Genomic DNA, 15,414 nt, shown 5'->3' on the forward strand with positions numbered 1-15,414 from the left:
AGGGTACCTATGGCACCGAGCGGATTTTCACCACCGCCACGGCACCCAGAATGGTGACGAGGGCGGTCAGCGCGAACAGCGCCGGGTAACCGCCCAGATGGGTCACGATCGGGGCCGAGATGGCCGGGCCGATGGCCTGCGGCGCGGCGCTGGCGATGTTGATGACGCCCAGGTCCTTGGCGCGGTCGGTGGCGGCCGGCAGCACCTGGGTGATCAGGGCGGTGTCGACGGCCAGGTAGACGCCGTAGCCGGCGCCGAACAGCAGGGCCGCGACCATCGAGACTCCCCAGGTCGGCCAGATGGCCAGCAGCGTGGCCGCGACGGCGATCAGCACGCCCGACCAGATCACGAAGATCTTGCGGCGGCCGAGTTTGTCGGAGAGGTGGCCGCCGACCATGGCCGTCGCGATCATGCCGACCGTGTAGAGCAGGATCATGATCAGCAGGCCGGTGTCCGGATCGTCGAGCTTCACCGCGTCGGTCAGGAAGTACAGCAGGTAGAGCGTGCCGAGCGCGTTGCCGAGCTGCACCAGGAAGCGGGTGCCGAAGGCCCACATGAAGTCGGGATTGCCCCGCAGGTCGAGCCGCCAGCTCGCCTTGACCCGATGGCCGTCGGGCAGCGGCTCGTCTTGTGTGAGCAGGGCGAACGGGGCGGCGAGCAGGACCAGCCCGAGCGCCAGCACGATGTAGCCGAGCCCGATGTCGGTGACGACCGCGGTGACCAGGATGGCGCCGAGCACCAGGCCGAGCGCCTGCGGCATGCCGATCCAGCCCGAGACCAGTCCGCGCTGGATCACCGGCACCCGGTCGGGTACCGAGGCGGTGAGTGAGGCCAGCATGACGTTGATGCCGACCTGCGCGGCGGCCCAGGCCAGGGTGACGGTGAGCAGGTTGGGTGCTTCGGCCAGCACCGACAGGGAGAGCACGGTGACGATGACGCCGCCGAGGGTCCAGACGTGCCGGCGGCCGTAGCGGCGGCCGAACAGCCGGAGCCGGGTGCGGTCGGAGAGAGCGCCGGCCAGCGGGGCGATGATCACCGCGACCAGGGCGCCGATGCCGGTGACCAGGCCGAGCCATAGCTCCTTGTTGTCCTGGGTGAGCTCGGCGACCTGTTCCGGCAGCAGCACCTGGATGGGGGTGTAGCAGGCCATCCAGAGGCCGAGGTTGGCCGCGAAGAGCAGGCCGATCCAGGATCGGCGGACCGGAACCGTAGGCTCGGCGAGGGCCGTGGCTTCGTGCGCGACGGCCATCCGGCCTCCTCGAAAGGTGAAAGTTCCTCGGAGGTTAGAGGATCACCGATCCCCTGGGAAGAGAGCCTACGGAAAGTGGTCAACCGGTTGCAATACGAGATTGGGGTGTTCTGATGGGCACGATCGTGGCGGTGGAGTACGTGACCCTCGACGGCGTCTTCGAGGAGCCGTCCTGGAGCGGGCCGTACTTCAACGACGAACTCGGTGGCTGGCAGGCCGCCAACCTGGGCGAGGCGGACGCGCTGTTGCTCGGCCGCAAGACGTACGAGGGCTTCAAGGCCGCCTGGCCCCAGATGGAGGAGGCGACCGGCGACTTCGGCGTCCGGATGAACTCGATGCCCAAGCACGTCGCCACCACCACGCTGACCGAGCCCGAGTGGAACGCGACGTTCCTGCGCGGCGACGTGGCCGAGGCGGTGCGGGCGCTCAAGGCCGGGCCGGTGAATCTTCTCATCAACGGCAGCGCCGACCTGGTCAACTACCTGACCCGGCACAACCTGATCGACGAGTACCGGATCATGATTTATCCGGTGGTGCAGGGCGAGGGCCGCAAACTCTGGGAGCCCGGTACGAAGATCGCCCTGTCGCTCACCGGCACCTGGCAGACCAAGACCGGCGTCGACGTGGTCACGTACGTGCCGGCCTGATCCTCACACCGTGAACCGGTCGACCAGGCCGGTCAGCTTCCGGGCCGTCGCGTCCAGCTCGTCGGCGGCCCGGTGGGAGACGGCCACCGAGGCCCGGGTGCCGTCGACGGCGCCGCTGACCACGCCGATGCCCTCGGCGATGTCCCGGCTTCCGGAGGCGACCTCGGAGATGTTGCGCGCCATCTCGGCGGTGGTCGCGGCCTGCTCCTCGACCGCCGCCGCGATCGCCGTCTGATAGTCGTTGACCTGGGCGATCCGGGCCGTGATGGCCTCGATCGCGTCGACCGCCCGGCTGGTGTCGCTCTCGATCGCCTGCACCCGCGAGGTCACGTCCTCGGTGGCCCGCGCGGTCTCCTGGGCCAGCTCCTTGACCTCGCCCGCGACCACCGCGAAACCCTTGCCGGTCTCGCCGGCCCGGGCCGCCTCGATCGTCGCGTTCAGCGCCAGCAGGTTGGTCTGCTCGGCGATGCTGGCGATCAGCCGCACCACGTCGGCGATCGCCGCGGTCGAGGTGCGCAGCTCGCCGATCACGCCGGCCGCGGCCGCGGTCAGCCCGACGCCGTCCCGGCCGGCCTGGGCCGCGTCCTGCGCGTTGTTCGAGATCTCGGAGATCGACGCGCCCATCTCCTCGGCGCCGGCCGCGACCGTCTGCACGACGTGCGAGACGCTCTCGGCGGCCACGTTCACGTGCCCGGCCCGGGCGGCCGCCTCGTCGGCCGAACCGGCCAGCTCGCCGCCGGTCGCGGCCACCTGCCGGGCCGTGCCGGCCACCTCGTGCGAGGCGGCGGTGACCTCGACCATCACCGTTCTCAGCTCGTCCACGGCGCTGTTCAGCTCGGCCGAGGCGACGGCGATCTCGTCCGTGCCGTCGACCGGAACGACCACGGTCAGGTCACGCTTGGCCAGCCGGGACAGCCCGCCGGTGAGGCCGGCCAGCCGGCCCGCGATGCGCCGGGCCAGGGTCGCCGCGACCAGGCCGCCGACCACCGCGAGCAGCACCGCCGCGATGACGAAGGCGACCAGCATGGTCTTGCGGCCGTCGCGGACCGCGGTGATCGGCCCGGCCGAATCGGCGTCGTAGCCGCCGATCGCGATGGCCCACGAGTACGGCTTGTAGAAGGCGACCGTCGTGGTGGTCGGCCCGGCCTCGGCCCCCGACGACCCCGGCAGCTTGTAGGACGTGGTCCAGGTCGCGCCGTTCTCCAGGGTCGGCGCCTTGCCCACGATCTCCGAGACGTACTTGACGCCGTTCGCGTCGGCCGAGTCGATGTCGACGCCGTCAGTGGCCCCGTCGATGCTGGACGCCACGACCCGGCCCGCGTCGGCCGCCGAGGTGCTGAAGACGGTCGCCCAGCCGTTCTGGCCGAACGAGCCGGCCGTGACGGCCGCGGTCAGGTTCTCCAGGGCCGCCGACTGCGGAACGCCGGCGAACAGCGAGCCGACCACCGCGCCGGAGGCGTCCTTGATCGGGTCGTAGGCCGTGATGTACCAGGTGTCGACCACCTTGGCCACGCCCCGGTACGACTTGCCGGCCTTGATCGCGGCGGCCACGGCGTTCGCCTTGCCGTCCGAGGTGGCCGGGATGTACGTGCCGATCGCCCGGTTGCCGGTCGCGGCCTTGACGGTCGTGCCGACCCGCAGCAGGTCGCCGGCGGTGTTCATGCGCTGGAAGACGGTGACCACGGCGCCCGAGACCGACGCCGCGTCGTCCACGAAGGGCGTGGTGACCTTGAGGTTCTTGTTCTGCCCGAGCCACGTGCCGCCGACCGTCATCCGGGGCAGGGTGACCGTCGTCTTGGCGCTCGTGACCTGGTTGGTGGCGGTCCACGTCGCGGTCCGGTCCGAGAAGGAGACGCCGCCGCGCAGGGCCAGCAGCTTGTTGGCGGCGTTCATCGAGACGTCGACGCTGTGCTGCACCTCGTCGCCCACCGACGACACCAGGGTGGTGACGTCGCTGGTGATCTGTTTCAGGTTCGCCTCGTTCTGGGCGACCACCTGAGTCTCGGTGCTCTCGGCGAAGTCGCCGCTCTTCCAGGCGCCCACCAGCACGAGGACACCGGCGGTGCCGATCACCCCGCCCAGGCCCAGAGCGAGGAGCTTGTGACTGATCTGCATGCCGCGTCCCACTCCGTACCTATCGGCATGCTTCGGAGACGACTGAGCCGGACCACCCCGTACGGGATGGTCCGGCTCAGATGGTGAAACTCAGCTGTCGCCGCCGGTCTCGCCGACCGGCGCCGCGTTGACGTCGTCGATCGCGTACTTCTTGGCCGCCTCGGCCGGAACGTGCGACGGCACCTTGCCCCGCAGCGCGAGCTGGCGCAGCGTGGCCACCGTGACCGACTCGCCGTCCACGTGGAAGTGGCGGCGCAGCGCGTGCCGCGTGTCGCTCATGCCGAAACCGTCGGTGCCCAGCGACGTGTAGTCGTTCGGCACCCAGCGCGAGATCAGGTCGGGCACCGCCCGCATGTAGTCGCTGACCGCGACGACCGGGCCCTCGGTGCCCTCCAGCTTCTGCTCGATGTACGGCTTGCGCGGCTGGTCACCGGGGTTGAGGAGGTTGTGCTCCTCGGCCTCGATGGCGTCGCGGCGCAGCTCGGTCCACGAGGTCACCGACCAGACGTCGGCCGACACGCCCCAGTCCTCGGCCAGCAGCTGCTGAGCCTTGAGAGCCCACGGCAGGCCGGTGCCGGAGGCGAGCAGCTGTGCCTTGGCGCCGGTCGCCCCTTCGGGCGCCGCCGCGTACCGGTAGATGCCCTTGAGCAGGCCTTCCCGGTCGAGGTCGGCCGGCTCGGCCGGCTGGACGGCCGGCTCGTTGTAGACGGTGAGGTAGTAGAAGACGTTCTCCTGCTTCTCGCCGTACATGCGGTGCAGGCCGTCCTCGACGATGTGCGCGATCTCGAACGCGAACGCCGGGTCGTAGGCCACGACGGCCGGGTTCGTCGCCGCGATCAGCAGCGAGTGACCGTCCTCGTGCTGCAGGCCCTCACCGTTGAGCGTGGTCCGCCCGGCGGTGGCGCCGAGCAGGAAACCGCGGGTCATCTGGTCGGCGGCTGCCCAGAACTCGTCCGCCGTCCGCTGGAAGCCGAACATCGAGTAGAAGATGTACAGCGGGATCATCGGCTCGTCGTGCGTCGCGTACGACGTACCGGCGGCGATGAAGCTCGCGGTCGACCCGGCCTCGTTGATCCCCTCGTGCAGGATCTGGCCGTTCGTCGCCTCCTTGTACGACAGGAAGAGCTCCCGGTCGACCGACGTGTAGGTCTGGCCGTGCGGGTTGTAGATCTTCTTGGTCGGGAAGAGCGAGTCCATGCCGAACGTGCGGGCCTCGTCCGGGATGATCGGCACCCACCGGGCGCCGAACTCCTTGTCCTTCATGAGGTCCTTGAGCAGGCGGACGAAGGCCATGGTGGTGGCGATCTTCTGCTTGCCGCTGCCCCGCTTGACGTCGCCGAACGCCTTCGAGTCGGGGATCTGGAGGATCTTTCCCTTCGTACGGCGACTCGGGATCGAACCGCCGAGCTCGCGCCGGCGCTCCAGCATGTACTGCATTTCGTCGGACTTCTCGCCGGGGTGGTAGTACGGCGGGAGGTACGGGTTCTCCTCGAGCTGCTTGTCGCTGATGTCGAGGTAGAGCCGGTCCCGGAAGCCCTTGAGGTCGTCCAGGGTCAGCTTCTTCATCTGGTGGGTCGCGTTGCGGGCCTCGAAGTGCGAGCCCAGCGTCCAGCCCTTGATCGTCTTGGCGAGGATCACGGTCGGCTGGCCGGTGTGCTCCATGGCCGCCTTGTACGCCGCGTACAGCTTGCGGTAGTCGTGCCCGCCGCGCTTGAGGTTCCAGATCTCGTCGTCCGACAGGTGCTCGACCAGCTTGCGGGTGCGCGGGTCACGGCCGAAGAAGTGCTCACGCACGTACGCGCCGGACTCGCCCTTGTAGGTCTGGTAGTCACCGTCGGGCGTCACGTTCATCAGGTTGACCAGCGCGCCGTCGCTGTCGGCGGCCAGCAGCGGGTCCCACTCGCGGCCCCAGACGACCTTGATGACGTTCCAGCCGGCGCCCCGGAAGAACGACTCCAGCTGCTGGATGATCTTGCCGTTGCCGCGGACCGGGCCGTCCAGGCGCTGCAGGTTGCAGTTGATGACGAAGGTGAGGTTGTCGAGCTCCTCGCGGGCGGCCAGGCCGATCGCGCCGAGCGACTCGACCTCGTCCATCTCGCCGTCGCCCAGGAACGCCCAGGTGTGCTGCTGGCTGGTGTCCTTGATGCCGCGGTTGTGCAGGTACCGGTTGTACCGCGCCTGGTAGATCGCGTTCAGCGGGCCGAGGCCCATGCTGACCGTCGGGAACTCCCAGAAGTTCGGCATCAGGCGCGGGTGCGGGTACGACGGCAGGCCGCCGCCCGGGTGCGACAGCTCCTGCCGGAAGCCGTCCAGGTCGTTCTCGGAGAGCCGGCCCTCCATGAAGGCCCGGGCGTACATGCCGGGGGAGGCGTGGCCCTGGAAGAAGATGTGGTCGCCGCCGCCCGGGTGGTCCTTGCCGCGGAAGAAGTGGTTCATGCCGACCTCGTAGAGGCTGGCGCTCGACGCGTACGTCGAGATGTGGCCGCCGACGCCGATCTCGGGGCGCTGCGCGCGGTGCACCAGCATCGCGGCGTTCCACCGGATGTAGGCGCGGATGCGCCGCTCGACGAACTCGTCACCGGGGAACCACGGCTCGCGCTCGGGCGTGATCGTGTTGACGTAGTCGGTGGAGGTCAGGGGCGGGATGCCCACCTGTCGCTCCCGCGCCCGCTCGAGCAGGCGCAACATAACGTAACGGGCTCTCTTGGCGCCCCGCTCGTCGATGACTCCGTCGAGGGACTCGACCCACTCGTTAGTTTCCTCGGGGTCGATGTCCGGAAGCTGGCTCGGCAGGCCGTCGCTGATCACCGGGCGCTTGCGCTCCGTGGCCACAGGCATTCCTCTTGGTCGGGTGTCGGACCGAACGGCCCATTGTGTGAGTCGCGCGGTAATAACTCCATCCTGCCCCTTCGCAGTGTGCGTCGTCACGCCTACCGTGCGGGTACGCGATGCGCGACACAGGTACTGGTCAGTAACATCCTCTTAACGTCAGGCGGGCAGGAAACTGAACCGTACCTGGCGCTCCGGATTGTCTCCGTTGGTGTCCACCAGGCAGACCGACTGCCAGGTTCCCAGCGCGATCCGGCCATTGATGACAGGCAATGACGCGTACGGCGGGATCCAGGCCGGGAGAACGTGGTCGCGCCCGTGCCCGCGCGACCCGTGCCGGTGCCGCCACTTGTCCTGAGCAGGCAGAAGATCGTCGATAGCGGTCAGCAGATCCTCATCGGAGCCGGCGCCGGTCTCGATGATCGCGATCCCGGCCGTGGCGTGCGGGACGAAGACGTTGAGGATGCCGTCCCCCTCGGACTCGACGAACTCGGCCGCCTCGGCCGTGATGTCCAGGACCGTGGGCCGGTGACCCGTCCTCACCGTGATCACTTCAGTGCGCATGGGTGGAGTCTGCCAGCCCTCGTATCAGGTCGTCCGCCGATGCATTAGCCCTATAAACCTGTTTCACCCTTATTTACCCCTGAAATAGCTACCTTGTGGGGAGTTCAAAGCTTGCCCGGGCGGTGCCGCCCGGGATCCAACGCGGGGGTGTAGGCAGTGCGAGAAGAGGTGCCGCGGCAAGGGCGGCGGAGAACAACCAGATGGGCGCTGGCCGGTGCGACCGTGCTGCTCGCCGCGGGGTCGGTGCTGGCCAATCCGGCGCCGGCCCTGGCCGCGCTCGGCGCGCCGGGCAACGTGACGGCCACCGCGGGACGCCGGGCGATCACCGTCGCCTGGAGCGCCCCGCAGACGCCGAACGGAACGATCAACCGCTACATCGCCTCCACCGCCAGCGGTGAGAGCTGTGAGGCGCCGGCTGGGACACTCACCTGCACGATCGGCTCGCTGCAGCGAACGTGTCGTACGTGGTGGGTGTGGTCGCCTGCCCGAACGCCACCAATCTGACCGACTGTTCGACCAAGGCGACAGCCGCCGCCGCGGTCATGCCCGGCCCACCGGCGGCTCCGGCCGCGCCGACGGTCACCTACAACGGCGACCCGCACAAGGTGACGCTGACGTGGACCGCTCCGACGCCGTCGGTGCCCATCACGTCGTACCGGGTGACGCCGTCGCTGTCGGACAACCTCACGGGCTCCTGCACGGGCCTGGTGTCGGGGACCACGTGCGACTACGCCGGCCTGGGCGATGGGCTGTCGTACACGTTCAAACTGACGGCCATCGGCCCGCTCGGCAGCTCGGCGGTGGGCGCGGCCTCCGCGCCGAAGATCGCCGCCGTGCCGAACCCGGTGGACACACCGACCGTCACGCGAGACTCCGACACGGCGGCCACGGTGTCGTGGACCAAGCCGGTCGGCGGCGCGGCCATCACCGGCTACACCGTGCGGATCCTGCCGAAGGGCGGCGCGGCGGTGACGGCCCCCTGCAAGCCCGGCGCGGCGGACACGCTGTGCCGGATCACGAGCCTGACCGCCACCCAGGAGTACACCTTCACGGTCGAGGCCGTGGGGGAGACCGGCGGCGGCACCTCCGGTCCCAGCTCGCCGTCCAACCCGATCATTCCCGGTGTGCCGGCCAAGCCCGGCGTCCCGGTCGTGGAACTGGGCGACGCACCCGGCAAGGTGACGGTGCGGTGGAGCCCGTCGACCGGCGGCGCCGCGGTCACCAGCTACACGGTGAAGGCGACCAGCGACGGCGCCGCGCTGACCCCGCAGACGGTCCTTGCGACGGTGACCCGGGCCGACTTCAGCGGGCTGCAGGACGGCAAGGCCTACACCTTCACGGTGACGGCCACCAACGCGACCGGATCGCAGACATCCGACCCGAGCGACCCGATCATGTCGCAGCTGCCGGGCCAGCCGGCCAACGTGAAGACCCAGCTGGGCACCACGGCCGGCAAGGTGGTGCTCACCTGGGACGCGCCGGTCGCCGGTGGACCGGTCAACTACTACACGGTGGCGTCGTCGGGCGGCACGGCCGGGACGCTGTCCACGGACTGCGGGTTCAACCTGGACAAGCCGTCCTGCGAGATCACCAACCTGGACCCGGCCTCGGCTTACACGTTCACCGTGACCGCGGTCGGTGACCTCGGCGTCAAGGCGTCGGAACCGACAGCCGCCGTCAAGCCGGCCAAGCCCGGCGCCGTCGCCACCGCGCAGACGGCCCTGACCGGCAACGCGGGCGAGGCGAAGGTGAGCTGGACGCCGCCGGCCACGGGCGGCGCGGTCGCGAGCTACACGGTGACCGCCACCGCACCCGGTGAGAACCCCGTCGTCAAGTGCGACAAGGTCAGCGCGGACCTCAGGGAGTGCCTGTTCACCGGTCTGAACGTCGCCAAGTCGTACACGTTCCAGGTCTCGGCCGACAACCCGGTCGGTGGCAGCGTCCTGACGGCCGCGCCGGTGGTGGGCGACGTCCCGTCCGCACCGCGGAATGTCAAGCCGAGTCTGAAGGCCGGAACTCCCGGAACGGTCAAGGTCGAGTGGACCGCGCCGGTCACCGACAAGGCCACGCAGTACGTGGTGACGGCCTACGACGCCGGTGTCGCGACCGCGCTGACCTGCGCCACGACCGAGCTGACCTGTGACGTGCCCGGTCTCTCGGCGTCGAAGCCGTACACGTTCGTCGTACGGGCCTCCAACCCGCTCGGCTATGCGGACGCGGCCGCCTCGGCCGCGCTGGTGGCCAACCAGCCGGGCGCGCCGACCGCGGTCGCGGTCAAGGTGACCGGTGATGGCACGGTCGACGTCACCTGGTCACCGCCGCTCGAGAACACCGGCGGCGCGGTCGACACCTACGACGTCTTGAGCATCGACCCCGACGAGATGCCCTCGGTCGTCTGTCCGAACGTCGCCACTGGCGGCCAGCTCAAGTGCTCGGCGAACATCGGTTCGTCGATCGCCTACAAGTTCAAGGTCGAGGCGGTCAACAAGGCCGGCCGGACGCCGTCCGCGACCACCCAGGCCGTGCTGGCCGCGGCACCCGGGACGCCGGCCATCACCGGCGTGGCGCTGGGCGCCAACGACCCGGGGACGGTCATCGTCTCCTGGTCCCAGGGCGCCGGCGGCGGGGTCGACCACTACATGGTGACCGCTACCCCGGCCGACAATGGCAGTGGCTCCACCAAGTGCACCTCCGTGGCGTCGACCGCCACCTCCTGCACTCTGGATGACCTGCGGGAAGGCACGTCCTACACGTTCGTCGTGAGCGCCGTGAACGACGTCAGCACTGTGCCGTCGAGTTCCAGCGCCTCCATCCGGCCGGACAAGCCCGGCATTCCGGTTGACGTCACGGCGGTGCAGGTCCCCAACCAGCCCGGTCACGTGAAGGTGACCTGGGCCGCCCCGGTCCCGGACACCGGCGGCGCTGTGGACCACTACGAGGTGACCGCCGTCGACACCGACGGCAACTCGGTGACCGGCTGCGCGAACGTGGCCAAGGACGCGGAATCGCTGGAATGCCCGATCGACAGCGGCCTCAACCTGGCCAAGCGCTACACCTTCCATGTCGCCGCCGTCAACGTCGCCGGCTCCACGGTGAAGGCCGCACCCACCAGCTTCGTGCCGGACAAGCCGGCCGCGCCGGCCTCGGTGAACGTGACGCTGCCCCTGCCGGGCACCGCGGTGGTGACCTGGCCCGCGTCGACCGGCGGGGCCGCGACGAAGTACGTGGTGTCGATCGTCTCGAACCAGGAGGGCGAAGAGCTGCCTGGGGCCTGCACCGTCGACCTCGTGGCGGAGCCGAATCATCCACTCGAATGCCATTTCCCTGACCTGAACCAGGAGAACCAGTACACGTTCACGATCACGGCGAGCAACACCGCCGGCACGTCGGCCAAGACGAGTGCGCCGTTCATCCCGAACCGGCCGAACCCGCCGGGTGAGCCGGATTCCCGAGTGGTCTCGGCCACCGAGGTCAGAATCACCTGGAGCGAGCCGGACCCGGGCGGCCCGGTGGCGTCGTACACCGTCAACGCCTATGCGATGGACGATCCGGAGACGGAGATCCACTCGAACGGCTGCACCAACGTCACGAAGCTGGAGTGCGTCTTCGGCGGACTGGATCCCACCAAGACCTACCAGCTCTACGTCGTGGCGAACGGTCCCGGCGGCGGAGTGTCCGAGAACAGCATCGCGGCCGGGCCCATCACCACGGCCCCGCCCGGCAAGCCGGGCACGCCGACCGTGGAGTGGGCCGGTCCGAACGCCGTCCGGGTGACGTGGATGCCGAACGACAAGGGTGGTCCGGTCGAGGGCTTCTGGGTGGACCCGACTCCCAACGTCCTCGGCCCCTCCAACTGCTCCGGCGTCGTCGGCGCGGTCGAGGACACCGACGAGATCGGACTGATGACCTGCTACGTCGACCATCTGATCAGCGGTACGACGTACACCTTCAAGATCACCGCGCGGGGCACCGCCGACCGTACGGTCTCCAGCGAGTCGTCGCTGCCGATCGTCGCCGGCCCGCCGGACACACCCGAGCGGCCGACGGTCGCCCCGGGCTCTTCGAACACCGAGGTTTCGGTGAGCTGGACGGCGCCGACCTCCGGCGTCGAGATCGCCGGCTACACCGTGATCGCCGTGCCGGGCCCGGCCGGCTGCACGACCGCCGACACCTCCTGCACGGTGAAGGGCCTCGACGCCAAGACGAAGTACCGGTTCCGGGTGCAGGCGAACGGCGCGAACGACAGCGGCGACTCGGCCTTCAGCCCCGCCTCCGAGGAGATCGCCCCGGCCGCGCCGGGCAAGCCGTCCGACGTCGCCGTGGCGGCGGGCGACCGGCAGATCGCGGTCTCCTGGACCGCTCCGGCGTCGATCACCGCAGTGACGAAGTACGAGGCCAAGGCCTCGCCGGGCGGTGCCTCGTGCCAGACCACGAGCAACGCGCAGAACGAGTGCGTGATCACCGGGTTGTCGAACCTGACGACCTACCGGGTGACGGTGACCGCGGTCGGCGCCGACGCCAGCTCGGCCGGCGTCATGTCGGGCCGGGTGCGGCCCACGTCCGGCGCGCCGGGTGCGCCCACCGGCGTCACGGCCACGGCCGGTAACAAGAGCGCCGTGGTCAACTGGGTCCTGCCCACGGCCACCGGTGACGGCATCGCCTACTTCACGGCCACCGCCACCAACACCACCACCGGCGTCTCGCGCAGCTGTGTGAGCACCGACGGCGCCGCCCGGACGTGCACGGTCACCGGCCTGGAGCCGGGCGGCGAATACCGGGTGGCCGTCGTCAGCGTGGGCCGGCTGTCCAGCGGTAACTCGGCGCCGGCGAGCGCCGCGGCGACCGTACGGGTGCCGGTGCCGCCGGCTCCGCCGTCGGGCGTCACGGTGACGCAGGGCGCGCGGAGCCTGATCGTGACCTGGAAGGCCGCCGCCGCCGGCAACGGCCTGTCCGGTTACACGGCCACCGCGACCGGCGGCACCGCGCCGCTGACCTGCACGGCGACCACGGCCACCGCTACCACCTGCACCATCGCCGCGGTCAACCCGGGCACCAGCTACGTGGTCAAGGTCGTGTCGAACAGCACCTCGGGTGTCTCGTCCGACCCGGTGTCCGCGGAGGGTGCGGTCACCGGCGTCTCGGCGGTGGCGCCGGCGGTGCTCACGGCCGCGCCGACCTCGGCCAACACGCTGGCGGGACAGCTGACGCTGGCCACCGCCGAGGGCGTCACCACCGTCTCCGGCACGGGCTTCAACCCGTACACCGGAATCACGGTGAACATCGGCGCCGGTACGGCGTGGACCAAGCTGGCCACGGCGGTGAGCGACGCGAACGGCAAGTTCAGTGTGCCGGTCACGCTCGGCACCTCCACGACGGCCCGGACGGTCGCCGCGGGCGGCATGACCCCTTCCTCCACCACCGCCCCGAAGTATCAGGTGGCCACGGTGAACGGAACCGGATCGGCGTAACACGCGATAGTCAGGCGGGCCGGAAGGGATAATCCCTTCCGGCCCGTCACGTGTAGAGGTCCAGCACCAGAAACGCGGCCGGGCAGAGCGCGGCCAGCAGGAGCACCCGCACGATCATCCGGCGAGTACAGCACCCGGCCGGTCCAATCCGTGGTGGAATTCGCTCCACTTCTACCTGCGGAGATCTCGCCCGGCACGGTTTCCGGCATGGCAGGGCTCGCGCGCCTGCGCGATGCTGGTCGTGTGACCACCCCGCAGAACCTCGACGAGCGTTTCCGCGACGCGGTGTCGGCCCTGGCGCCGCCCGGCGACCGTCGCGCGCCCGGCGACCCCGTCCGCGACGGCTCCACCCTCACCGGCGCCCGCGCGCTCGAACTGTTCGACGCCCAGCTCGCCAGCCGGCATCTCGACCTCGCGGCCCGCTGGCTGCGCAGCTTCAACGAGGGCTTCTACACGATCGGATCGTCCGGCCACGAGGGAAACGCGGCGGTCGCGGCCGCGCTGCTGCCGACCGACCCGGCCCTGCTGCACTACCGCTCCGCCGCGTTCTTCAGCGCCCGCGCCAAAAGCCTGGCCGACGCCGCGCGCGACGTGCTGCGCGGCGTGGTCGCCTCGGCCCGCGAGCCCATCGCCGGCGGGCGGCACAAGGTCTTCGGCAGCGCCGAGCTGAACATCATCCCGACCACCTCGACGGTCGCCTCGCACCTGCCGCGGGCCGTCGGCCTGGCGTTCTCGCTGGGCCGCTCCGCACGCGACGCCATCGCCGCCGCCTCCTTCGGCGACGCCTCGATCAACCACGCCGCGGCCACGGCCGCGCTCAACTCCGCGGGCTGGTTCGAACACACCGCCGTACCCCTGCCCCTGCTCCTGATCTGCGAGGACAACGGCCTGGGCATCAGCGTGCCGTCGCCGGACGGCTGGGTGGCCGCGATGCTCGGATCACGGCCGGGCCTGCGCTACACCGCGGCCGACGGCTGCGACCTGGCCGCCACGTACGACGCCGCCACCGACGCCGCCGGCTACGTGCGCCGCGAACGGCGGCCGGCGATCCTGCACCTGTCCACCGTGCGCCTGATGGGTCACGCCGGCGCCGACGCCGAGGTGGGCTACCGCTCCGCCGAGGACATCAGGCGCGACCTCGAGCGCGATCCGCTGGTCGTCACCGCCCGCATGCTGGTCGCCGGCGGCCTGCTGACGCCCGACGAGGCCATCACCCGCTACGACGAGGTCGGCTGGCAGGTCCGCAAGGTCGCCGAGGAGGTGCTCGGCGAACCGAAACTGACCACGGTGGCCGAGATCGTCGCCCCGCTCGCCCCACGCCGGCCGCTGCGGGCCGCCCACGCGATCACCGAGGCGGCGTCCCGGGCGCTCGGGCCGGGGGCCGCCGCCCGCTCCCGGGCCTTCGGCGGCAAGCTGCCGGAGAACGCCGGGCCGCTCACCCTCGCGCAGACCGTCAACGCCGCCCTCACCGACGCGCTGACGGCCGACCCGGGCGTGTTGGTGTTCGGGGAGGACGTCGGGCGTAAAGGCGGCGTCTACGGCGTCACGAAGCACCTACAGGAGCGGTTCGGGGCCGAGCGGGTCTTCGACACCCTGCTCGACGAGACGACGATCCTGGGCCTCGCGCTCGGCGCCGGCCTCGACGGGATGCTGCCCATCCCCGAGATCCAATACCTGGCCTACCTGCACAACGCCGAGGACCAACTGCGCGGCGAGGCGGCCACGATGTCGTTCTTCTCGTCCGGCGCCTACAAAAACCCCATGGTCGTACGGGTACCCGGGCTCGCCTATCAGCAGACGTTCGGCGGCCACTTCCACAACGACAACTCGGTCGCCGTCCTGCGTGACGTGCCCGGCCTCGTCCTGGCCGTGCCGGCCCGGCCCGGTGACGCGGCCCCGATGCTGCGCTCCTGCCTGGCCTCGGCCAGGGCGGACGGCAGCGTCTGCGTCTTCCTCGAGCCGATCGCGCTCTACCACACCCGCGACCTGTACGAGCAGGGCGACAACGAGTGGCTGGCCCCCTACGTGGGCCCGCACGCCTGGTCGTCCGAACACGTGCCAATCGGCCGCGCCCGCACCTACCCGGTCGGCGACGCGGCGGATCTGACCATCATCACGTACGGCAACGGGCTGCGCATGTCACTGCGGGTCGCGGCCCGGCTGGCCGAGCAGGGCTACGGATCCCGAGTGGTGGACCTGCGCTGGATTTCCCCACTGCCGGTGAACGACCTGGTGAGAGAGGCCGCCGCGACCGGCCGCGTGCTGATCGTGGACGAGACCCGCCGCTCCGGCGGCGTCGGCGAGGGAGTCCTCGCGGCCCTGGTGGACGGCGGTTTCGTAGGCTCGGCACGCCGGATCGCGTCGGCGGATTCGCTGATTCCGCTGGGTCCGGCCGCACAACAGGTGCTGGTGGGAGAGGATGCCATCACACAGGGTGCCCACACCCTGCTGGCACGGTAAATTGCCTCACACTCGGTGCGCCACTTGCGCCCGGGCGCGCAAGTGTGTGGACTACCCCCAAGTTCACGCACCGACTTTCTTG

8 protein-coding genes are annotated in these 15,414 nt (G+C 70.3%); 4 read left to right on the forward strand and 4 right to left on the reverse strand.

The window, feature by feature from the left end; genetic code table 11:
• Positions 1-7: 7 nt before the first annotated feature.
• Positions 8-1,249, reverse strand: a complete 1,242-nt coding sequence (locus AB0C26_RS25490) for an MFS transporter (RefSeq protein WP_360252267.1) — start codon at positions 1,247-1,249, stop codon at positions 8-10.
• A 113-nt stretch (positions 1,250-1,362) separates the two neighbouring features.
• Between AB0C26_RS25490 and AB0C26_RS25495 the strand changes: the two genes are divergently transcribed.
• Positions 1,363-1,896, forward strand: a complete 534-nt coding sequence (locus tag AB0C26_RS25495; protein ID WP_360252270.1) for a dihydrofolate reductase family protein — start codon at positions 1,363-1,365, stop codon at positions 1,894-1,896.
• 3 nt (positions 1,897-1,899) lie between these two features.
• Here the strand turns inward: AB0C26_RS25495 and AB0C26_RS25500 are convergent, their stop codons facing one another.
• From AB0C26_RS25500 to AB0C26_RS25510, 3 genes are all read right to left on the reverse strand, one after another.
• Positions 1,900-4,011 carry a methyl-accepting chemotaxis protein gene (locus AB0C26_RS25500; RefSeq protein WP_360252273.1) on the reverse strand — a complete coding sequence of 704 codons (2,112 nt, stop codon included), beginning with the start codon at positions 4,009-4,011 and terminating at the stop codon, positions 1,900-1,902.
• A gap of 90 nt (positions 4,012-4,101) precedes the next feature.
• Positions 4,102-6,843, reverse strand: coding sequence for a pyruvate dehydrogenase (acetyl-transferring), homodimeric type (gene aceE, locus AB0C26_RS25505; RefSeq protein ID WP_360252276.1), 2,742 nt, complete (start codon positions 6,841-6,843; stop codon positions 4,102-4,104).
• A gap of 156 nt (positions 6,844-6,999) precedes the next feature.
• Positions 7,000-7,404 carry a YjbQ family protein gene (locus AB0C26_RS25510; RefSeq protein WP_360252279.1) on the reverse strand — a complete coding sequence of 135 codons (405 nt, stop codon included), beginning with the start codon at positions 7,402-7,404 and terminating at the stop codon, positions 7,000-7,002.
• A gap of 156 nt (positions 7,405-7,560) precedes the next feature.
• Here AB0C26_RS25510 and AB0C26_RS25515 point away from each other — a divergent pair, with 156 nt between their 5' ends.
• The 3 genes from AB0C26_RS25515 (at position 7,561) to AB0C26_RS25525 (ending at position 15,332) form a co-directional block, all read left to right on the forward strand.
• Entirely contained in the window at positions 7,561-7,908 is a 348-nt protein-coding gene (locus AB0C26_RS25515; RefSeq protein ID WP_360252282.1) for a hypothetical protein, read from the forward strand.
• The gene (locus AB0C26_RS25520) at positions 7,860-12,872 is read left to right on the forward strand and encodes a fibronectin type III domain-containing protein (protein WP_360252285.1); all 5,013 of its coding nucleotides are present in this window, start codon (positions 7,860-7,862) and stop codon (positions 12,870-12,872) included. Before AB0C26_RS25515 ends, AB0C26_RS25520 begins: the two co-directional genes overlap by 49 nt.
• Before the next feature lie 207 nt (positions 12,873-13,079).
• On the forward strand, positions 13,080-15,332 hold the full coding sequence (locus AB0C26_RS25525) for a thiamine pyrophosphate-dependent enzyme (RefSeq protein WP_360252288.1): 2,253 nt from the start codon (positions 13,080-13,082) through the stop codon (positions 15,330-15,332).
• Positions 15,333-15,414 lie beyond the last annotated feature (82 nt).

The organism is Actinoplanes sp. NPDC048796 (assembly GCF_040650035.1).
In the GTDB taxonomy this organism is placed as follows: Bacteria; Actinomycetota; Actinomycetes; order Mycobacteriales; family Micromonosporaceae; genus Actinoplanes.